21 protein-coding genes are annotated in these 20611 nt (G+C 47.7%); 8 read left to right on the forward strand and 13 right to left on the reverse strand.

What is annotated here, in order from left to right; genetic code table 11:
• Window positions 1-11: 11 nt before the first annotated feature.
• Window positions 12-557 carry a GNAT family N-acetyltransferase gene (locus tag RF007C_RS16735; protein WP_051456713.1) on the reverse strand — a complete coding sequence of 182 codons (546 nt, stop codon included), beginning with the start codon at window positions 555-557 and terminating at the stop codon, window positions 12-14.
• Between the two features lie 477 nt (window positions 558-1034).
• On the opposite strand from RF007C_RS16735, the gene RF007C_RS16740 reads away from it, so the two are divergent.
• The gene (locus tag RF007C_RS16740) at window positions 1035-3815 is read left to right on the forward strand and encodes a glycoside hydrolase family 11 protein (protein WP_152537183.1); all 2781 of its coding nucleotides are present in this window, start codon (window positions 1035-1037) and stop codon (window positions 3813-3815) included.
• Window positions 3816-3942: 127 nt separating this feature from the next.
• Here RF007C_RS16740 and RF007C_RS15110 read toward each other — a convergent pair whose 3' ends face one another.
• Complete coding sequence (locus RF007C_RS15110; protein WP_037301304.1) at window positions 3943-5898, reverse strand: hypothetical protein; 1956 nt, start codon at window positions 5896-5898, stop codon at window positions 3943-3945.
• Window positions 5899-5911: 13 nt separating this feature from the next.
• A complete protein-coding gene (locus RF007C_RS15115; RefSeq protein WP_037301306.1) occupies window positions 5912-6478 on the reverse strand; it encodes a sigma-70 family RNA polymerase sigma factor in 567 nt (188 codons plus the stop codon).
• 309 nt (window positions 6479-6787) lie between these two features.
• Between RF007C_RS15115 and RF007C_RS15120 the strand changes: the two genes are divergently transcribed.
• Complete coding sequence (locus RF007C_RS15120; RefSeq protein ID WP_037301308.1) at window positions 6788-8440, forward strand: FAD-dependent oxidoreductase; 1653 nt, start codon at window positions 6788-6790, stop codon at window positions 8438-8440.
• A gap of 193 nt (window positions 8441-8633) precedes the next feature.
• The gene (locus tag RF007C_RS15125; protein ID WP_037301310.1) at window positions 8634-9143 is read left to right on the forward strand and encodes a GNAT family N-acetyltransferase; all 510 of its coding nucleotides are present in this window, start codon (window positions 8634-8636) and stop codon (window positions 9141-9143) included.
• A gap of 154 nt (window positions 9144-9297) precedes the next feature.
• Here RF007C_RS15125 and RF007C_RS15130 read toward each other — a convergent pair whose 3' ends face one another.
• Window positions 9298-9753 (reverse strand): GNAT family N-acetyltransferase, encoded by a 456-nt coding sequence (locus RF007C_RS15130; RefSeq protein ID WP_019680526.1) that lies wholly within the window; start codon window positions 9751-9753, stop codon window positions 9298-9300.
• Between the two features lie 265 nt (window positions 9754-10018).
• On the opposite strand from RF007C_RS15130, the gene RF007C_RS15135 reads away from it, so the two are divergent.
• The 5 genes from RF007C_RS15135 (at window position 10019) to RF007C_RS15155 (ending at window position 14783) form a co-directional block, all read left to right on the forward strand.
• Window positions 10019-10573 carry an RNA polymerase sigma factor gene (locus RF007C_RS15135; RefSeq protein ID WP_019680525.1) on the forward strand — a complete coding sequence of 185 codons (555 nt, stop codon included), beginning with the start codon at window positions 10019-10021 and terminating at the stop codon, window positions 10571-10573.
• Window positions 10566-12005 carry a hypothetical protein gene (locus RF007C_RS15140; RefSeq protein WP_037301312.1) on the forward strand — a complete coding sequence of 480 codons (1440 nt, stop codon included), beginning with the start codon at window positions 10566-10568 and terminating at the stop codon, window positions 12003-12005. The genes RF007C_RS15135 and RF007C_RS15140 overlap by 8 nt, the downstream gene beginning before the upstream one ends.
• A 245-nt stretch (window positions 12006-12250) precedes the next feature.
• Window positions 12251-12898, forward strand: coding sequence for a class I SAM-dependent methyltransferase (locus RF007C_RS15145; protein ID WP_037301314.1), 648 nt, complete (start codon window positions 12251-12253; stop codon window positions 12896-12898).
• A gap of 37 nt (window positions 12899-12935) precedes the next feature.
• Window positions 12936-13994, forward strand: coding sequence for a dockerin type I domain-containing protein (locus RF007C_RS15150; protein WP_051456715.1), 1059 nt, complete (start codon window positions 12936-12938; stop codon window positions 13992-13994).
• A gap of 180 nt (window positions 13995-14174) precedes the next feature.
• Window positions 14175-14783, forward strand: coding sequence for a hypothetical protein (locus RF007C_RS15155; protein ID WP_037301315.1), 609 nt, complete (start codon window positions 14175-14177; stop codon window positions 14781-14783).
• A gap of 88 nt (window positions 14784-14871) precedes the next feature.
• Here RF007C_RS15155 and RF007C_RS15160 read toward each other — a convergent pair whose 3' ends face one another.
• The 9 genes from RF007C_RS15160 to queD all read right to left on the reverse strand — a co-directional run bounded on the left by RF007C_RS15160 (window position 14872) and on the right by queD (window position 20575).
• Window positions 14872-15402, reverse strand: coding sequence for a dihydrofolate reductase (locus tag RF007C_RS15160; protein WP_051456716.1), 531 nt, complete (start codon window positions 15400-15402; stop codon window positions 14872-14874).
• Window positions 15395-16216, reverse strand: a complete 822-nt coding sequence (gene folK / locus RF007C_RS15165) for a 2-amino-4-hydroxy-6-hydroxymethyldihydropteridine diphosphokinase (RefSeq protein WP_019680523.1) — start codon at window positions 16214-16216, stop codon at window positions 15395-15397. Before folK ends, RF007C_RS15160 begins: the two co-directional genes overlap by 8 nt.
• Window positions 16209-17033, reverse strand: coding sequence for a dihydropteroate synthase (gene folP / locus RF007C_RS15170; RefSeq protein ID WP_037301316.1), 825 nt, complete (start codon window positions 17031-17033; stop codon window positions 16209-16211). The genes folK and folP overlap by 8 nt, the downstream gene beginning before the upstream one ends.
• Before the next feature lie 2 nt (window positions 17034-17035).
• A complete protein-coding gene (locus RF007C_RS15175) occupies window positions 17036-17521 on the reverse strand; it encodes an HD domain-containing protein (protein ID WP_037301317.1) in 486 nt (161 codons plus the stop codon).
• A 200-nt stretch (window positions 17522-17721) separates the two neighbouring features.
• Complete coding sequence (gene queF, locus RF007C_RS15180) at window positions 17722-18219, reverse strand: preQ(1) synthase (RefSeq protein WP_019680519.1); 498 nt, start codon at window positions 18217-18219, stop codon at window positions 17722-17724.
• Between the two features lies 1 nt (window position 18220).
• Window positions 18221-18910 (reverse strand): 7-cyano-7-deazaguanine synthase QueC, encoded by a 690-nt coding sequence (gene queC / locus RF007C_RS15185; protein WP_037301318.1) that lies wholly within the window; start codon window positions 18908-18910, stop codon window positions 18221-18223.
• A gap of 14 nt (window positions 18911-18924) precedes the next feature.
• The gene (gene folE, locus RF007C_RS15190; RefSeq protein WP_037301319.1) at window positions 18925-19479 is read right to left on the reverse strand and encodes a GTP cyclohydrolase I; all 555 of its coding nucleotides are present in this window, start codon (window positions 19477-19479) and stop codon (window positions 18925-18927) included.
• Window positions 19480-19490: 11 nt separating this feature from the next.
• Complete coding sequence (gene queE / locus RF007C_RS15195; protein WP_037301321.1) at window positions 19491-20153, reverse strand: putative 7-carboxy-7-deazaguanine synthase QueE; 663 nt, start codon at window positions 20151-20153, stop codon at window positions 19491-19493.
• Entirely contained in the window at window positions 20150-20575 is a 426-nt protein-coding gene (gene queD, locus RF007C_RS15200; RefSeq protein ID WP_019680515.1) for a 6-carboxytetrahydropterin synthase QueD, read from the reverse strand. The genes queE and queD overlap by 4 nt, the downstream gene beginning before the upstream one ends.
• Window positions 20576-20611: the final 36 nt, after the last annotated feature.

Raw genomic sequence — 20611 nt, forward strand, 5'->3', positions numbered from 1 at the left:
TTCCTCCGGTATTATTTTCTGTAAAGCCTGGGGATATGATCCGGGACTATAGTGCGGAGATACTCGGTGAATCGCACAAAGCCCTCTTTGTCAAAATCAGGCTCGGAGCAGGCTATCGAAAATTCCGTTTCATCGTAGAAGCTGTACCAGCCGGTTTCGATGAAGCCGTTGCGCAGGTAAAAATCCCGTCTGTGCAGGCGAACGGAGTTGTTGCCGCAGCTTTCGTCGGGAGCTTCAAATTCAGTGACTATCTGAGTATCGGGATAGAATTCCGTGAGAAGCTTCAGGGCGCGGCTGCCGATACCCTTTGAGCGCATATCCGAGCTGACTGCGAAATATGCAAGATAGCGGATATTCCTGTATTTCCTAACTGTAAAGAAGCCCACCGGAGTATGGTCTGCGTATATGCCCAGCATATCGAGGTTGCCGTCTGAGCCCGAGTCGTAGAGGTCGTCCAGAGAATTCCTCTCGTTGGCAGGGAATGCTTTGTTGTTTATCAGGTCAAGGATCTCCTTGTCGCGGTCGTCCCTGAATACCTGTTTTAATTGTACTGTCATAGTTACCTCCGTTTTTGCAGGTCTGTATACAAATTATAGCAGTCGGCAGCATCGTTGTCAATGCCGGCTGCGGAGGCACCGAAACGGAGATCGTTTTTCGTGGGTGAAAAGTCGGAGATTTTGTTTTTTGTCTTATCATTTTATTGTTATGAACAATGCAAAGTATAGTTACATTTTTAATAAATAGCAATAATATGTACAAACGTGCAGTGAATGTATCATAATGATTTTTTGTGGAAATTGCTCGGTTGAAATCACGATTTGCACGCAGATACGTTGCTTTTGCCTAATTTTGGGCATAAAGTTTGCTTCCGTTTGCGCAATATCTGACCGACAAGAGCGATGAGCGCAATATTTGACTTGTATTACTCATAGTGAAAATACTATAATTATGTACAGATAGACATATAACCTTGTTCATTATTCTGAGGGATACTTAATCTTAAAAACAACTCAGAAGGAGTGATCAAAGTGAAAATGAAAACGTTCAGAAAGATCATCGGCGGAACAGTATCTGCACTGATGATCGCAACAAGCATGCCTGTCGTTGCTTCAGCTGCTGATCAGCAGACAAGAGGTAACATCGGCGGCTTCGACTACGAGATGTGGAATCAGAACGGACAGGGCCAGGCCTCAATGAATCCCGGTGCAGGTTCTTTCACATGTTCTTGGAGCAATATCGAGAACTTCCTCGCTCGTATGGGCAAAAACTACGACAGCCAGAAGAAGAATTACAAGGCTTTCGGAAACATCGTTCTTACTTATGATGTAGAGTACACACCAAGAGGAAATTCATATATGTGCGTATATGGATGGACAAGAAATCCTCTCATGGAATATTACATCGTTGAAGGTTGGGGCGACTGGAGACCACCCGGAAACGATGGCGAAGTCAAGGGTACTGTTACAGCTAACGGAAATACCTATGACATTCGCAAGACAATGCGTTACAACCAGCCTTCACTGGATGGTACAGCAACATTCCCTCAGTACTGGAGCGTTCGTCAGACAAGCGGTTCTGCAAACAACCAGACCAACTACATGAAGGGAACGATCGATGTAACCAAGCATTTTGACGCATGGAGTGCAGCAGGTCTCGATATGTCCGGTACACTTTACGAGGTTTCACTCAATATCGAGGGTTACCGTTCAAACGGTTCTGCAAATGTAAAGAGCGTTAACGTTACACAGGGAGGCTCTTCCGATAACGGTGCTCAGCAGCAGAACAACGACTGGAACCAGCAGAACAACAACCAGCAGCAGAATAACGACTGGAACAACCAGAACAATGACTGGAGCAACTGGGGACAGCAGAACGGCGGCTTCGACTGGAACAACCAGAATCAGAACAACGACTGGAATCAGTGGAGTCAGCAGAATGGCGGCTTCGACTGGAACAATCAGGGCGGTTTTGACTGGAACAACCAGGGTCAGCAGCAGAACAATGGCTGGGACTGGGGCAGTATGGGTCAGCAGAACGGCGGCTTTGACTGGAATAACCAGAACAATAACCAGCAGAATGCTTGGAACGGCTGGGATAACAACAATAACTGGAACCAGTGGGATCAGAGCAACCAGTGGAACAACCAGCAGCAGAATAACGACTGGAATCAGTGGAATAATCAGAATCAGAACAACGACTGGAACAACTGGGGACAGCAGAATAATGACTGGAACCAGTGGAATAACCAGAACCAGAACAACGACTGGAACAACTGGGGACAGCAGAATAACGACTGGAACCAGTGGAATAACCAGGGCCAGAACAACGACTGGAATAACTGGAACAACCAGAACAACAACTGGGATTGGAACAACCAGAACAACAACCAGCAGAACACATGGAACGGCTGGGACAATAACAACAACTGGAACCAGTGGGATCAGAACAACCAGTGGAACAACCAGCAGCAGAACAATGGTTGGGACTGGAATAATCAGAACCAGAATAATGACTGGAACCAGTGGAATAACCAGAACCAGAACAACGACTGGAATAACTGGGGTCAGCAGGGCGGCTTCGACTGGAACAGCCAGGGCCAGAACAATGACTGGAACAACTGGGGCGGCCAGAATAACGATTGGAACAACCAGAACAACAACCAGCAGAACGCTTGGAACGGTTGGGACAATAACAACAACTGGAACCAGTGGAATAACCAGAACCAGAACAACGACTGGAACAACCAGGGTCAGCAAGGCGGCTTTGACTGGGGCAATATGGGCCAGCAGGGCGGCTTTGACTGGAACAACCAGGGTCAGCAAGGCGGCTTCGACTGGAGCAGCATGGGCCAGCAGGGCGGCGGCTTTGACTGGAACAATCAGGGCCAGCAGGGCGGCAACATTGACTGGAGCGGCATGGCCGGCGGATTCAATAATGACAATAACAGCAATATAGGCTCAGATCCCGGCAACGGCGGTAATGCAACATCAGGTCTGAATGCAAAGATCAGACAGGATATGCCTACATCTGTTCCCGCAGGAGCAGAGAAGAGCGGCGGCTGCAAGGTTGAGAAGAAGACCTATAACTGTAAATTCACAGGCGGACAGAAGAGCTGTAATGTAATTCTTCCTCCTAACTATAATGCAAGCAAGCAGTACCCTGTAATGTACGTTCTCCACGGTATCGGCGGTGACGAAAACAGCATGGTAAGCGGTATGGGCGTTCAGGAGCTTCTTGCAGGCCTTACTTCAAGCGGCCAGGCTGAGGAAATGATCATCGTTCTTCCCAGCCAGTACACAAGCAAGAACGGCAACGGCGGCGGCGGTTTCGGTATCAACCAGGAGACCTGCGCTGCATACGACAACTTCCTCTATGATATCTCTGACAGCCTTATTCCTTTCATCGAGGCTAACTACTCTGTAAAGACAGGCCGCGAGAACAGAGCTATCACAGGATTTTCAATGGGAGGCCGTGAGGCTATCTACATTGGTCTTATGCGTCCTGACCTCTTCGGTTATGTAGGCGGTGCTTGTCCCGCTCCCGGAATCACACCTGCAACAGATATGTTCATGACACATCCCGGTTGTATGCAGGAGAGCGAGATGAAGTTCAGAAACGTAGGTCCCGAGCCTGCTGTATTCATGATCACAGGTGGTACAAACGACTCAGTTGTTGGTACATTCCCCAAGCAGTACAGCGATATACTGACAAAGAACGGCGTTGAGCACGTTTACCAGTCTATCCCCGGCGGCGGACATGGCGGAGATTCTGTAAAGCCTCATCTCTACACATTCATGAGATACGCTTTCAAGTAATATAAGTTTATCCACAGAATGAAAACATGATACTATAAAAACAGCTGACGCTGTCCATTACGGACAGCGTCGGTTTTTATTATATGCCAAAAGAAGCGCCGCTGATAAATTATCAGCGGCGTCAGCATTAAAGGTATTTTCTGGAGGAGATCTTCCACTTTCCGTTCTCTAATCTGAGGAATATGAGCATCCACTCTTCTCCGAGCTCGGGCTCGTCGACACATGCTCTGAATGTGATAGTTGATTCTGTTGTCTTTACGATCTCTGTTTTTCCTGTAAAGTTGTAAGCACCTGATGAATATAAATCGAAGACTGATTCGTCGGTATAGCAGTAGAGCTTGCCGTCCTGTTCAACGTAAGTCGGGATACGGTTGCATGGTGCGTCGGGATATTCCATACATTCGTCCATGAAATTAGCCTGCATTGCGCCGTATGTACGTTCAGAGAAATATTTCTCGATATCCCTTATGGAAGTAAACTCGGGATCGGTAACTCTTTCATATGTAACGTGAGGATTGTCTGGCAGCTGCGGAAAATCCAACTTTAAGGTGTCGCTGCTGTCTTTTTCGATGTCTATGCCCTTAGACAGAGCCAGCAGTTGGTTAAAGCCGTTTATCGTTTCCTGTGCGATGGTTTCGGGATCGCCGTTTTCTGGATTGTACGGTCTCAGTGCCTCATAGTTCTCAAAATCTTTAAGCTTCCATTTGCCGTCCTCGAGTATCATGCGTAATATCAGGTACTCCGAATCGTAATGGATACCGGTGCTGCTACTGTACTGAATACGATTGCGGACTCTTATGTCCAGTGAGTCGTCGGAAAAATCGTATACAGAGACATCGTCTGCAAGATCAAGGAAGATACTGCCGATACACTCCTTGAAGTACAGCTTTCCGTTTATTTCCTTGAACATTGAATCATTATATTTCTCGCTGTCATAGATAAATGTGTAAGACTGGCTGAGCATAGGTTCTGCTATATGATCTGTCACATATTCTTTAACATCTTCGAGAGTTCTGAAGCTTGAATTTACAACTTCGTTATAGACTGATTCTTCGGTGTCGTTGTTGTATTTGAAAGATTTATCCTTGTTGACCTGGATACCCATGCCGTTGGCCATCTGTTCGATAGCCTGATAGTGAGCGATCACTTCGTTTGCGATCTCGACCTTTTCATTGCGTATAGTCACATCGTTGTCTTTGACCAGCGATTCGTTGCTGATCTTCCAGTGTCCGCCTACAAGCATAACGTGGAGGTTTACCCCGACATAATCATTAATGCCCCCATAATCCATAGTAAGATCGAAGCTGCTGCCGTTATAATTGCAGATTTTAAAGTCATTTATATCCACGTTGAGGGGAAGGCTCAGATCACTGCTTTCATTTTTGCTTTCATTGAAGTACAGTTTACCGTCATTCTCTGTGAAGCGTACAAAAGGAAAATATTCAGAAGAGAACATCCGGTCATCACATTTTCTGAAATACTCACCTGCAAGAAAGGTACTGAGATAATTCCTCAGCTCCTGTTTGTTGTTCCATTCGCCTGTGACTCTTTTGTAAACAATTCCGTATTCTGTAAAAGTATCGTTTGCGTCAAGTTCTATTCCGTCAGGTGTGCCGTTTAAGACAGAGTTGAGATTGTAAAGCTTTGTCAGAAGAACCGCCGCTTCTTCTCTGATATCCGTCATTTCCTCATCATCAGGAGTATGATCTGCGGCAGAGGTGCCTGTTGCGTCCTCTGAGGTGGTATTGATCGTAGTGGGCTCATTGGCGGTATCCGAAGTGTTTTTGCGTCCCCTGTTCATGTTAAGAGCGGTGCCTGCAATGCCTCCCGCAAGCACAAGACAGGCTGCCAGAGCGGCGAACTTGTGCCATTTCGGACGCTGATAGCGCTCAACTCCGCTTACCTCGTCTGCACTTTCACTTATGTTTATATTTCTTTCTTTGTTCATTTTATCCAGCTTTTTCTTACTCATAGCCAGCATCCTCGCTTTTTCTTCTTTGGAGAGGACAGGAACTCCCGAAAGGAGCTCGATTGTCTTGTCGTCTGCATTCTCAAGCATATCTAATTTACGCTCATCTCTCATCGTCCGCATCTCCTTATATCATGATACCGGCAGCAGCCAGGGTGGTTTTCAGCTTTTCAAGTGCTCTTGCAGCTCTCATTCTTACTGCGGAAGCCTTCATTGAAAGCAGCTTCGCTATCTCTGAAGAAGATCGGTCGTAGTAGTATTTCTGGATCAGGATAGTTGAATCAGGTTCGCCGAGCTCGTTGATCTTGCTAATGAGAATACTGCGTGTTTCAGCCAAATCGGAATCAGCTTCAATATCCTCATCCGAGCCGATACTGAAAAGCTCGTCCTCGGAATTGTCGGAGAAGTGTCCGTTTTTAGCGGCAAGACTGTGAAAAGCATTGATAGCGCGGCGTTTTGCAACAGTGCCTATGTAGCCCTTCATGTCGCTGCCGTTGCTGCTTTCGGTATCATATCCGAAGAAAACGTCCGCAAAAATATCGCTGACACATTCCTCAATGTCTTCTCTCGAAGCTGTGCTTCTGAGCTTGTTGTAGACTATCGCATATACATAATCGCAGTAATTTTCAAAAAGTGCGTCGTATGCCGCGTCACGCGATCTTTTGTATATGGTGCAGTATTCTTTGCCTGTCATCATTATCCTCCTGATGAGTTGAAAGTGTTCCATGGAGTTGTGCTTTCATAAATAACATTCAAGTGCCGGCGACCAACTGTCACACTTTTGCGAAAAATTTTTTCTGAGGAGCTTTTTTGCGGAGCATCTGCGGAATGAACAAAGGCGCGTGGCACCGCAGAGACTCCTATATAATAATCTAACATCAAACCCGTTCAATGTCAAGGAAATATGTATAGGGCAGGGGATTTTGCACGGGAATGTATTGAAAAAAGCAGAACAGAGTGATATAATTATAATATATCATATATAAAAGAAGGTATAAAGCACATGAACAGTATCAGCGAAAACATTCCCAATGGGCTCACATATCCCGAGATAAGCGATTCATGCTGTGAGATCGGCGATATCAAGCCTGATATTATCAAGGATTACGAAATAGTTGTAGTTGGAGCAGGTGCTTCGGGAGTTCCTGCGGCAGGTTGGGCAGCCGAGCTCGGAGCAAAGACCGCCATACTTCAGAAGGAGCAGACGGTGGTATCTCAGGGCAACTGCGGCTCTGCTATAATAAAGTCACGTTCCACTGAGGCAGGAATAGCCAAGTGGATACATCATACCAACAGTCTCTGCGACTGGAGAGCCGATACAAAGCAGCTCCGCGCCTATGCCGAGAATTCCGAGGAAGCCATGATGTGGTTCCTCAACCGTGCCGGTCTCACTAATGAGACAGAGTACGGCGACGGCAGCAAGGTGGACAGCAACACTGACAGTGCAAAACTTCTCAACGACGGTGATAGGCTCTGCGCCTTCAGGAGCACCAGCGGCGATTTTACAGGCGTATGGAAGGATCGTATGAACAGCTACGACTACGGCGATGACCACTGCTATTTCTGGGCTCCGTGGATAGGCCCCAAGCCGCTTAATGTAGGCAATGCGCTTCATAACGTCCTCAATAATATCATGGCAAAGTATGAAAATCTGCACGCATATTTCTCAACTCCTGCCGTAAAACTCGTAATGGACGGCGGCAGAGTGTCAGGCGTTATCGCAAAGGACAAGGACGGAAGGTACATACAGTTCAACGCCTCGAAGGCAGTGATACTTGCAACAGGCGATTATACCAACAACCCGTCCATGGTAAAGCGCTGGTGTCCTGATATTGCGGAGTTTGACAAGAAGCAGCACGGCAAGACAGGCGACGGCCATATCCTTGCCATAAGCGCAGGCGCCAGAATGGAAGCTCTCGGCCACACCAAGATGATGCACGATTTTGACTCTGCCCTCATGTTCGAGGAGCCCTTCCTCTACCTCAATATGAACGGCGAGCGCTTCACCAATGAGTATACGGGCTTCGTTTATATGGGAAACCTGCTGAAGTATCAGCCGAAATTCAAGGGGACGATGCTCGATCCCGAACACAGTGAAGGCTCCAGAGGCTGGTACTGCGCTGTTTATGACAGCAGCTACACGGAATGGGACAGGGACAGCTTTGTTGACGGCTGTGTTCCGCCCTTTGTTATGGAGAAGTTCATACCGGGAGCGGTTGAGGAGCCGCAGGGCGTGTTCAGGAACCTCATAGATCTTCACAGATGCGATACCCTTGAGGAGCTGGCAGGCGAGCTTGGCATACCCTTCGACAAGATGAAGGCTTCCGTAGACCGCTACAACGAGCTATGCGAAAAGGGCTGCGATACTGACTTCGGCAAGCCTGCGAAGTATATGCACAAAATAGAAAAAGCTCCTTTCTGGGGAGCAAGAAAGCATATCCGTGTTTCTGCCGAGGTCTCGGGAGTCATCACCAACGAGAATGCTCAGGCTCTAGGTGCGGACGGCAAGCCCATAGAGGGACTTTACTGCGCGGGAAATCTGGGCGGACCGTTCTACGGTGGAGCAGATTATCCCTTCCATCAGACAGGACTTTCTCTGGGAAGATGCTATACCTTTGGCATGATAGCCGCAAAGCACGCTCTCGGCAAGCTCTGATACATAAGCTTTGCGCGTAGTATTTCTGATATGCTGTCAGAAGTACTAAGGTGTCTCTGCTGACAGTGGGGCAGGGCTATGCTATAATGCTTACAATATAAACCGGAATTTGTGCAGGTCAATATATGTGCTTAGTCTGCGATAGAAAAAAGATTAAAGAAGATACGGTTATAAAGGAGGTTTAAGGGATTAAATGGATAATACATATATAATCAGAGAGGCTGTTCCGGATGATGCAGAGAACATGATCTTATATCTTAATCAGGTAGGCGGAGAATCCGATAATTTGCTGCACGGAGAAAATGAATTTCTTGTTCCGATCGAAGGCGTAAAACGAAAATTAGCCATGAGCAAGGATTCGGAGAATAGTATTGTCCTGATAGCTCTTGAAAACGAGCAGATTATTGCGAGAGCCGAATTAGAGGGATATTATCCGGCCAGAATTCATCACAGGGCTAAATTCTCGATCTCAGTAAGAAAGGATCACTGGAATCAGGGAATAGGAACAGAAATGATAAAAAGGATTTTCGAGCAGGCAAAGAAGATAAATATCAGAATTATAGAACTGGAAGTAATTACTGATAATGCAGGTGCTATTGCTTTGTATCATAAAATGGGATTTATTGATATAGGGATATATAAAAACTATTTTTATGTAAACGGGACGTTTAAAGATGCGATAGTAATGCAGAAAATACTATAAAATATAAGATATGACAATCCTGATCTATCTTTATAATCAGATAAAACACACTGCCCCGAAGCGTTCTTTATCCGCTTCGGGGCAAAACTTCTGTATGGGAGGTTTTTATATAAGGTTTTGAGTTAAAGTACTATATCCTTCTCACGCGGTTTAATCATCTTATTATCTCTTCCTCATCGGTTATGACAAAGCCGCAGCTGAGATACATTGACACGGCACCTTTGTTCACATCGGCTGCGTGAAGGATTATTCTTTCGGAATTCCTCTGCTGAAGCAGGGCAACTGCAAATCGCAGCAGTCTCATGCCGATGCCCTTGCGCTGATGCTCCTTTGCTACAAAAAGATCGTCGATCTCATTGTCGAATACTGCAACAGAACCGATAATAGCGCCGTTTTCTTCGAGAATAAAGATGTTTTCACGGTTTTTAAGCAGCTCATCACTGCTTTTGCAGCATTCCCGCGGCAGTCCGAGAGAGCTCCTCATTTTATGGAAGCAGTCCTCGTATATCCTTTTATATTCCCGGTGATCCTCGGCTTTATAGTGCCTCGGTCTCAGGCTTTCACTGACGGGATCACCTCTGTATTCCATAGTGTATGCGGAAAATCTCATAGTTACGCTCCTTTGTTCCGATACTGTCTGACTGAAAAGATAATATCATACTTTCCATAATGTGTCAACCGCTTTTATCGGAGCATTATGTCCGCTGAAAGCATTGACAACATCGCTGCTGTGCAATATACTTTATATAGACATACAGCCTGAGTGAATTCATAATGAGATCTTGAAAAAATCTTCTGCACGGTGAAATATCACCGCAGATAATACGACTTAATAAGTAAGAGGACCTCATGCCTCTTGAAAGGGGGCTTATGCCATGGATGACGCGTCTATTATGGAATTGTTCCGAAAAAGAGATGAAAATGCTATTGCCGAACTGAGGCAGAAATATGAAAAGCTGTGCTTTTATATCGCAGGAAATATCCTTTCTCAGCGCGAAGATACAGAGGAATGTGTAAATTCGGCGTATTTTGACCTGTGGCAGAAAATACCGCCCGAGTGTCCCGAGGACCTCAGGACATACCTTTGCCGCATAGTCAAGAACAAAGCGCTGGACAGGCTGAGATACAACTCTGCGGAAAAGAGGAATCCGATACTCACGGTATCTCTTGAAGAGCTGTCTGAGTGCATACCCGACAGAGCTGACGAAAGACTCTCGGCGGAAAAGCTTGCGGAGCTGATAAGCAGCTTCCTCAGGACTCAGGACGAAAGGCGCAGAAAGATATTCGTCAGGCGTTACTGGTACGGCGATACTCTTTCAGCCATTGCAGAGCTTTATGGTATGAACGAAAAGACAGTGGCTACCGATCTTTTTCGGACAAGGAAGAAACTGAAAGTCTTTTTACGGAAAGAGGGTTATGATTATGAATGAGCGGAAGATACTCGAAGCCATAAATATGATCGACGATGATCTTATAAAGGAAGCTTCGGCAGACGATAAAGTGCCTGAAAATGTCGGAAAAGGTTTTGATAATGATATTACGGTCTCGGGAGTTGAGAGGTACAGCAGGATAAAATGGCACAGATTTGCGGCTATAGCCTCGTCAGTGCTTCTTATCGCAGGTATCGGAGCATTCGGTATCCATTTACTGAAAAACGGCTCTTTCAAGCTGAATGAAGGGGAGACTCCCGTAAATGCGCCAAGTGCTGCTGAATATGCGGCAGAAGCTGAGACGGAGGCAACTACTGTCAGGGCTGAGCCCACCGAGGCTCTTCCCGAAAAGATCTTCACGGCACCCGAGCTTCCTGCCGAGCTCAAGGGGAAGAAGATAATGGATCTGCAGCCGGAATACTGCTACGCCTTTAACATTGAAGAGCTGGAAAACAATGCGGAAAACTCAGATAATATCATCTTCGGAAAGGTCGGCGGCATAACCTATGAGTCTAAGGGCGGTACGGCATATACCCGTATAGCCCTGCTGGCAGCGGGAGATGTCAGAGGACAGGTCTCTGAAGGTGAAAAGGTCATAGTTGATCTTGTGGGCGGCTATATCTCCTACAAGGATAAGGCAGGGGAGCTCCTGAATATGACAGGCGGCAAGTACGGCGACGGCACGAATATGACCGAGGAGGAGATGGAAAATACCTATTATCATGAGATAGTGGAGAGCGGAGAGGTTCCCATTATCGGAAAGGAATACGCCTTTTTCGTAGGTGCGAAGGGTAAAGACTCCTATGAGGTCATCGGCCTTGAATATGGCATACTCTACAAGCACTGCAGCAGCTATATCCAGCGCACAAGGCAGGGATACAATATCTATACCCTGGATGAGCTTGAGGCTATGCTGTCAGCTTCAAAAAAGAATTCTTCCGATAACGTGCCCGTGACTGGAACAGTGCCTGCCGATGAGGAGATTACGACCACCGAAGCGTCTGAAGAAAGGAATAATACAGCAGTCACCACCATGACACAGACTGAGGTTCAGTGGAAAACTTCACCTGCAAATGCAAGCACTCTTCCAAAGCCTGTAACTGTCACTACCGCAGCGGTGCATTATCCCGATGAAAAGACTACAACTGGCGCGCCGGTCAATCCCTATGCTCCCGGGCTGCACGAACCCGGGTTTGGTTGGAGCAACTATCTTTCATGGTATCCCGAGGATACAACGTGGCTTTATAATATACTGGAAGGTCTTGATTATCGTCCCTACACCTGCGACGGAATACCTGAGGGCATTATCAATGGCAGCAACGGCCTTGTCTATAAGCTGAATTTCTCGGAACGCTGGGTATGGCGGAATGGACCAAATGGGCAGGAAGAAGCAGATATGCCTGAAGAACTCTACCGCTATTTTGTCAACTGAGCTACAGGAAACGGATTATGAAAAAGATAATTGAACCTATAGCAGCTATAACCGCATTGATAATATGTCTCTGGGCTGTAATTTGCCCTCTGTCCGTACTGCCGATACTCATATAGAAGTATTAAGCCATAGTATTTCTGATGTAAAGTCAGAAGTACTATGGCTTTTCCATTGACAATGCGTCAAAGTAGTGATATAATTAATTATCAATATAAATCGGAATTTGACGGGGGGGAGAAAGTGATATGAACAGCATTGTTTCAGAGTGGTATGAAGAAAAAAAGAATGTTGATGAAATGCGAAATTGGAATCCTGCACTGAAAGAATGGGAACGGTCGGTTATCAGTTTTTTTCCACCAGGCGCCAGAATATTGGATATTGGCTGCGGTTTGGGACGAGAAGCATTTGCATTATCCGATTTTGGATATAATGTAGTCGGAATTGACATTTCAAATGAAGTAATCACACAGGTAAAACAGTTGTCCGCAGATAAAGGATATCATATTTCATTTCAGGAATATGATGGGGAACATCTGAATTTCGATGCAGAAGCATTCGATGTCATAATTATGTGGGCGCAGACATTTGGATTGCTGTATGGAAACAAATTCAGGAAGGACTATTTGTCAGAATGTAAAAGAGTCCTTAAAAAAGGCGGATTATGTAGTTTTTCAGCACATGATTACAGGTTTCTGACGGAGCATTATCCAAATTGTCTGGATGATCACAGGTTCTATCCTTTTGCCGATTCCGTAATATACTGGGAGGCATTTGAAGCGGCTGATCTGATACAGTTTGCAGAGCTGGCGGGCTTTGAGGTTCTCCTTTGTGAAAAAGGAAACATTTATAAGCCGGAGGACGGAACGATTCTGCATTGTTTATGCAGAAAATAATCCGGCAAATTCTGATTTATCTGAGCAGATAAATACAATGCCCCGAAGCGCTTTTGAAACGCTTCGGGGTAAAACTTCTATATGGGTATCCGTCATAAGGGCGGAGGGCTTTTTTATCAAGGGTGATGTTAACGGCGACGGAGTCTTTGATTCTGCCGACCTTGAAGCCCTGCAAAAATGGCTCCTTGCGGCACCTGATGCTGAGCCTGTTGATCCGAGGGCAGCCGACCTGTGCAGGGACGGCGTTACCGATGTGTTTGACCTTACGGCAATGCGCAGGAAGCTCAGCGGCTCGCCGCAGACCGTGAAAATAAGCTCTCCCTCCTGTAAGGCAGCGGCTTTCGGCTGCATAAACAACGGTGAGCTGCTCTATTCCGAGAATATAAACGAGCCTGTAGCTCCCGCCAGCCTTGCAAAGCTGCTCACTGCCTCTGTGGCTCTAAAATATCTCAGTGCCGATACGGTGATAACCGTGGGCGCGGAGCAGAGCCTCGTAAATCCGGGCTCAAGTCTCTGCCTTATACAGAGAGGAAACCGCCTGAAGCTTTATGATTTGCTGACTGGTATGCTCATGGCGTCGGGCAACGATGCGGCATATACCGTGGCTGTTTCGGCTGCAAGAGCAGCTACTCCCGACAGGGAAATGAACGATAGTCAGGCTGTTGAGTATTTTGTTGAGCTTATGAATGAGTATGCTTCTTCAATAGGCATGGACAGCAGCAATTTCGTCAATCCCGACGGCTGGGACGACAGCGGGCAGTACACCACCGTATCCGATCTTATGAAGCTTGCCGCTCATGCATATTCGGTCACCGAGATAAAGGAGATAACAAAGACCAGCCGCAAAAACGTTGTGTTTGCTTCGGGGGAGAACGCCTCTTGGACAAATACCAATCAGCTCCTTGACAGGAACAGCAGCTATTTCTGCGCCGAGGCCGTAGGCATGAAAACAGGCACCACCGTCAGCGCAGGCAACTGCCTTATAGCTGTATTTGTCCGTAGCGGCAGGACGTATATATCTGTGGTAACGGGCTGTGAAAGCGGTAATGACAGGTATGAGCTCACGTGGAAGCTCCTTTCAGCCTATGCACCCTGACAAAACCAACAATCAGCGCTGACGGCAGCGGCGGTGCTATGTGTATATTGCCAAATTTTACTGAAAATGTACCATTTTACTTTTCTCCGTCGTTTATGTATTTTGAAGGGAAGACAAGGGAGACATAGTTCTCCTGTGGCTTTTGTTATGAAAAAAAATATTTTATAAGGAGATAAAAATATGAAAAAGAAAATGATTATGGCCATGGCAATGGTCATGCTTCTCAGCGGATGCGCTGAAATTAAGGTAACAACTTCTGATATTCAGGAGAAGACCTCTTCTGCGACAACTGCCGCTGCAACAGAGGAAAAGACTACTAAGGCGGAAGCCGAGACCACTTCCGTGGCAAAGCAGGAGACCGCATCAGCTGCAGAAAGTGCAGCTGATACAGGCAGTGATGCCGCAGTACAGGAGGAAACAGAGGAAACTATCGTGCAGAAGAATCCTTTTGAGGGTACCTATTCCGAGAGCAACAGCGGAAGAGGCATAATCACAGTTACCGACAAAGGCGACTTCTACAATATCAATATCCACTGGGCAGGCTCAGCATTTGAGTGTGCAGAGTGGGACTTCACGGGAATGTTCAACGGCAGGCAGGTGCTTACCTATTCCGATTGTGTAAAGAAGCATCTCGTATACAGCGAGGACGGCTCCTGCACTTCCGAGACGATCTATACCGACGGTACGGGAACTCTCCGTGTTTCTGAGGACGGAGAGCACATCGTTATGACATGGAAGGACGATGTTGAGGATGAAGGCAGCGGATATTATTTCTACAAGCAGGAATAAAAGAAATACAGAGAGATTATATGATAACTAATTATAAAGCCCCTTCTGAAGAAGGGGCTTTTTGTATTGCAGCTTGAATTTTATGAAATCAGGACTTCTCCTGTGATTTATCCGGATAAGGCCTGCTATTGACATTTCTCAGGTATACATTGAAGCAGAGTTCTGCTTCATCGTACCTTTCCGATGAGACAAGGCGGAAGTCCTTCCCGCTGAAATGAGGGAAATAAACATCGCCTTCGTACTCCCTGTCCAGCTCCGTAAGGTAGAGTCTGTCCGCGATGCCGAGCCCTTCGCGGTATATCCCTGCGCCTCCGCAAAGGAATATCTCACGGCGGAGCTTTCCGTTCTTTATTTCCTTTTCTGCAAGTTCAACAGCCTGACTGAGGCTTTTTGCAGTGATAAGTCCGCTGCTGCGGAAGCTTTTGCTCCGTGAGACCACTATATTCAGTCTGTCAGGCAGAGGTCTGCCTATCTCCTCAAAGCTCCTGCGTCCCATGATGATAATGTGTCCCGAGGTGATCCTGCGGAAGTAATTCATATCCTGTGGGATATGCCATGGTATTTTTCCGCCTGAGCCTATCACTCCGTTAGCAGCTACAGCCGCGATTATATTAATCATCTTCTTTCAGCTCTGCCAGAAGCTGCGCCACGGTCTTTCCCAGCACGGGATGACGGTAGTTCGGCATGAGCTCCGCAGCAGGCGCCAGCACAAAGCGTCGGTTTTGCATATCGGCGTGTGGGATTATCAGGTCGTCCTCGTCTGTGACCTCATGGTCGTAGAAGATAATATCCAGATCGAGAGTGCGCGGCCCCCAGTGTATCTCGCGGGTGCGTCCCGCCTTGTTTTCTATACCGTGAAGGAGCTCTAGAAGGCCGTTAGGAGAGAGCATAGTCCTGAACCTGACAGCGCCGTTGAGAAAGTCGTCCTGATCGGTGTAGCCGTATGGCTTTGTAACGATGAGCTCCGAGCGCTTCAGCTCCTTGTTCTGAGGACATTCTTCCAGAGCCCTGATGCCGTTTTCGATGTAGGCACGGCTGTCGCCCATATTTGAGCCCAATGCCACAAGTACATCGTGCCAGCCGCGGTGTATCTTCACCGAAACCGAGCCGAAGTCCATATCTATAGGCGCCTCGGGCTTTCTGACCTCTATATCCACGCTGTCGATAAGGCTGTATTCCAGCAGGATTGCCTCAGCTGTTTTCTGCGCAGCTGTCTCAATGAGCATGAACGTGTTTTCGGTCATCACCTTTTCAATGAGACCGCATACCCTGCTGTAATCCACAGAGCAGTCAAGGCAGTCGGTCATGCCTGCCTTTTCTGTATCAACGTAAAGGACCGCATTTACATAGAAGTTCTGGCCGTTTATGTTTTCGTGCTCAAAGACGCCGTGGTGAGCGAATATCTTCAGTTCGTCGATACAGATCTTATCCATTTGAATATCCTCTCATTATAGCCTCTGTCATTTTAACGGCTCTGACGTTTTCTTTTATATCATGCACCCTGATGAACGAGGCGCCCTTCAGAACGCCTGCCACTGTAATGGCCAGAGTGCCTTCAAGTCTTTCGTTTGCGGGCAGGTCAAGGGTAAGACCGATAACGGATTTTCTTGAAGCTCCCAGCAGTACAGGGAAGCCAAGCTCTCTGCCGAAAACGTCCAGCCTGTCAATAGCTTCCAGATTGTTTTCGTAGGTCTTACCGAAGCCAACTCCCGGATCTATGATTATTCTGTCGGGGGATATGCCTGCTTTTTCGGCAATGCCGAGAGTGATTCTCATATCGGCGGTCATATCCTCCATGAAGCTTTTATAATCGGAGTTGTCCCTATTGTGCATAAGGCAGCAGGCCGCGCCGGTACGGGCGATCAGTTCTGCCATTTCGCCGCTGTCGTATCTCAGCCCCCATATATCATTTATAAGGTCTGCACCTGCGGCAATGCCTGCCTCTGCCACCTTGTACTTGTATGTGTCGAGTGATACGGGTATGTCGAAGCGCTGCTTTATGGCCTCAATAACTGGAACCACGCGCTCTGTTTCTTCCTCGGCGCTTATCATGGTATATCCGGGACGGGTTGACTCGCCGCCGATGTCAACTATATCCATTCCCTCGGCAATCATCTGCTCGGTATGTTCGAGAGCCTTGTCTATGCGGTCAAAGCGTCCGCCGTCGGAGAAGGAATCGGGAGTAACATTGAGTATGCCAATGATACGGCATCTTTCGTATGGAGCGAATCGGTATTTTCCTATTATCATTTTCAGACTCCTATTTCATTGTTTCTTTTGTACTGCGGCCAGTTACATTCATCCTTTGCCCTGCAGCAGAAGCACAGCCGCGATCTTTTATCTGCGGTATAGAATATCTCCTCAAGGCGGTTTTTTTCGCTTCCGGCTCTGCGGTGGGAGGAGATAAGGCCTGTTATCTCTGCTTTTTTGTCCTCTGGACAGCCTGTCTCATCGAGTATCTCCTCTGCAGTGACAACACCTGCCACATCGTGGGGGATGCCGTTCAGATACTCTTCAACGCGGCCTATATCATGGAGAAGAGCGGCAGAGTATATGACGTCTGCGTCGGCTTCCACACCTTTTTCCCTGCAAAGGATAAGGGCTATGCGTGCTACACTGAGGAAGTGCTCCATATCGTGGCCGCAGAAAATGCGGTCCCGTTCAAGCTCCTTCAGCCTGCTCACCAGCTGAAGATAACGTTTGTTCTTTAGTATACGGTTTGTAAGTTCAAGTTTCATATTCATCTTCCGATTTCAGAGATTAATGACTTATCCCTTTGTGATACTGCTATTGTCATTTCTGAAATTATACCTTATTATTATCGGATTGTCAATAACCGCCCGCTTTGCGGAGAGGGAGCTTTCCGCGGTATCCTGCGGAAAAGCCCTGCCCGAAAATATAGAAAGAGCGCCTGCTGAACAGCGGACGCTCTCGGTGATCATCTGTTATCAACAGACTCGGGATACAGGTCGTGGTGTGCCAGTCTGTCCCATGCCAGCTCCTCCCATTTGGTGCCCTTCATGCCGTAATTGCAGTAGGGATCAATGGAGATGCCGCCTCTTGGCAGGAATTTGCCCCATACCTCGATGTATTTGGGCTCCATGAGCTTTATGAGATCCTTCATGATGATATTCACGCAGTCCTCATGGAAATCACCGTGATTGCGGAAGCTGAAAAGGTACAGCTTCAGCGACTTGCTCTCAACCATTCTCTCGGAGGGCACATAGGATATGTATATGGTTGCGAAGTCCGGCTGTCCCGTGATAGGGCAGAGGCTTGTGAACTCGGGGCAGTTGAACTTGACGAAGTAGTCGTTGCCGGGGTGCTTGTTGGGGAAGGTCTCCAGCACCGAGGGATCGTAGTCAGCCGAGTACGTGGTCTTATTATTGCCGAGAAGGGAGATGCTGCCCTTTTCGCTGTCTTTTCTTCCTGTCATTTCAGACTCCTTTCGTAATAGCGGGATCTTCCATACCGTTGGCAGCAAAGGCAGCAGCTCTGTCTATGCAGGTGCCGCATTTTCCGCAGGGGCGGTCACTGCCCTCGTAGCAGCTCCATGTGAGCTGATAGGGGACATTCAGTTCAAGTCCCTTGCGGACCACCTGAGCCTTGGTAAGACCGATGAAGGGAGCTTCCACTCTGAGCTGTTTTCCGCTGCCGAGGTAAATAGCTTGATTGATGGCATCATTGAAATCGCTGCTGCAATCGGGGTAGGCATTGCCTGCGGCGTCGTCGCTGTGAGCGCCGTAGTATATGACCTCGCAGCCGTTGGAAAGTGCGATACTGGCGGCAGACGAAAGGAAAAGACCATTGCGGAAGGGTACATATGTGGACACGGGAGCACCGTCGGTCTTGCTGAGCTGCTCAGCGTAGGACTCACGGGGGATATCCTCCGAGGAGCCTTCCAGCAGTGAGCAGTCTGAATCTGCGAATATCAATGAAAGGTCGAGAGTTTTCAGCTGAACGCCGTAATACTCTGCGATATTTTTTGCAGCCTCAAGCTCCCTGCGGTGCTTCTGACCGTAAAAGACAGAGAGTGCAAGGACCTGATCTGCGCCGTATTTTTTTACAGCGATGCCGAGACAAGTGGTGCTGTCAACGCCGCCGCTAAACAGAACGAGAGCTTTCATATTTCCTCCTTATATCAGTCCAGGAGCTTCCTGAGCTCGGGATCGTTCCTGAACTCACCGCGCCATGTCTTGGTAACTGTTCTGGACGAGGGATTTCTTATACCGCGGGCAGTCATGCAGCTGTGGGAGCCTTTTATGACAACACCCACATCGGGAGAGCCCGATGCTTCAGCGATTATCTCCGCAATATCGCTGCCCAGCCTTTCCTGGAGCTGGAGCCTTTTTGCAGCCATATCGCATATTCTTGCTATCTTGCTGAGGCCGAGTACGCGGCCTCTGGGTATGTAGGCAACGTCCACGGTCATATCGTACATCAGCGCCATATGGTGTTCGCAGTAGCTGAAAACGGTAATATCCTTCATGACAACGGCAGTGCTGTCATCGGCAGCCTCGAAGGTCTTTCCGAACATACGGGCTATCTCATGATTGGTATAGCCTATTCCCTCAAAGACCTCCTCCATCATTCTTGCAACTCTCTGAGGAGTCTCCTTCAGTCCCTCACGCTCGGGATCCTCGCCGAGAGCTTCGAGAATACCTTTTATATGTAGCTCTATTGCTTTAGTATCCATTTTTGCTCCTTTCAGACGCCGCGCATATCGGGCGGCCAGATGAATTTATGCAGCTGAAGCTGCAGCCTGACGCTGTTCATTTTGTTCTTTATCATGAAATCGACCATCTGAGCAGGCTCTATCTTCCCGAAAACGGGACTGAGATAGACTCTGCACTTTTCGCAGAGGCCGTAGGTTTTTATTATCAGCAAAGCCTTTTCGAGGTCGCTGAGGCTTCCTGCCACGAATTTTACTGTATCCTCCATAGTCAGGAAGGAGTAGTTGCCGGTGAGCATACGGGACTCCATGCCGCTGTCGGGGAGCTTATAGTCCAGAGTGAATGAAGGTCTCAGGGCACGTTTTGCAAGCCCTTCAACGGGCTGACTGCCGTTGGTCTCTATCTCGACTCTGTGTCCCGAGCTGATGAGCAGATCGGTGAGCACATGGAGCTCAGGCTGCAAAAGGGGTTCGCCTCCTGTGAGGGTAACGTCCGTTATCCCCGTGGAAGCAGCGTACTTCACTATTTCTTCGGCAGTCATTGACTCCGCGGGAGCGTCGGGAGAATTAGCCCATTTTGTGTCGCAGTAGCTGCAGCTGAGATTGCAGCCCCTGAAGCGTATAAACACAGCAGCCTCGCCTGCACGCTGTCCCTCGCCGTTAATGCTGACGAATTTTTCGACTACAAGAAAGCTCATATATCCTCCTCGTATACCGCGCAGTTCTCGGGAGTCTCGTATACAGCCACACTGCTTACGGGGAGCTCCGCTGCTCTGAGGCGGCGGTAGAAATACTCCGCGAAGTTTTCTGCTGTAGGACGGAAGGGGACGGGGATGAGCCTGAATTTCTCATCTTCGAGAGCTGTAATGGTAGCAGCTTTGAGTGAGTTCTCCTCATATATAAGAGAATGGTCGAAGCTGTCGGCAAGCTGCCTGACAGCATTTTTTATATCTCCGAAATCCGTGAGCATACCGCGTTCGGTACCCTCCCTTATAAGCTCGCTGCCAGAGAATTCGGCTTCGATGATCCAGCGGTGACCGTGGATATTCGCGCATTTTCCTTCATATCCTGCAAGGAAATGAGCGCTGTCAAAAGCGGCAGAGGTCTTTAATCTGTACATATTATCACCTATAAATAAAAAAACACCTGCGCAGGC

The organism is Ruminococcus flavefaciens 007c, assembly GCF_000571935.1.
GTDB lineage: Bacteria > Bacillota > Clostridia > Oscillospirales > Ruminococcaceae > Ruminococcus > Ruminococcus flavefaciens_F.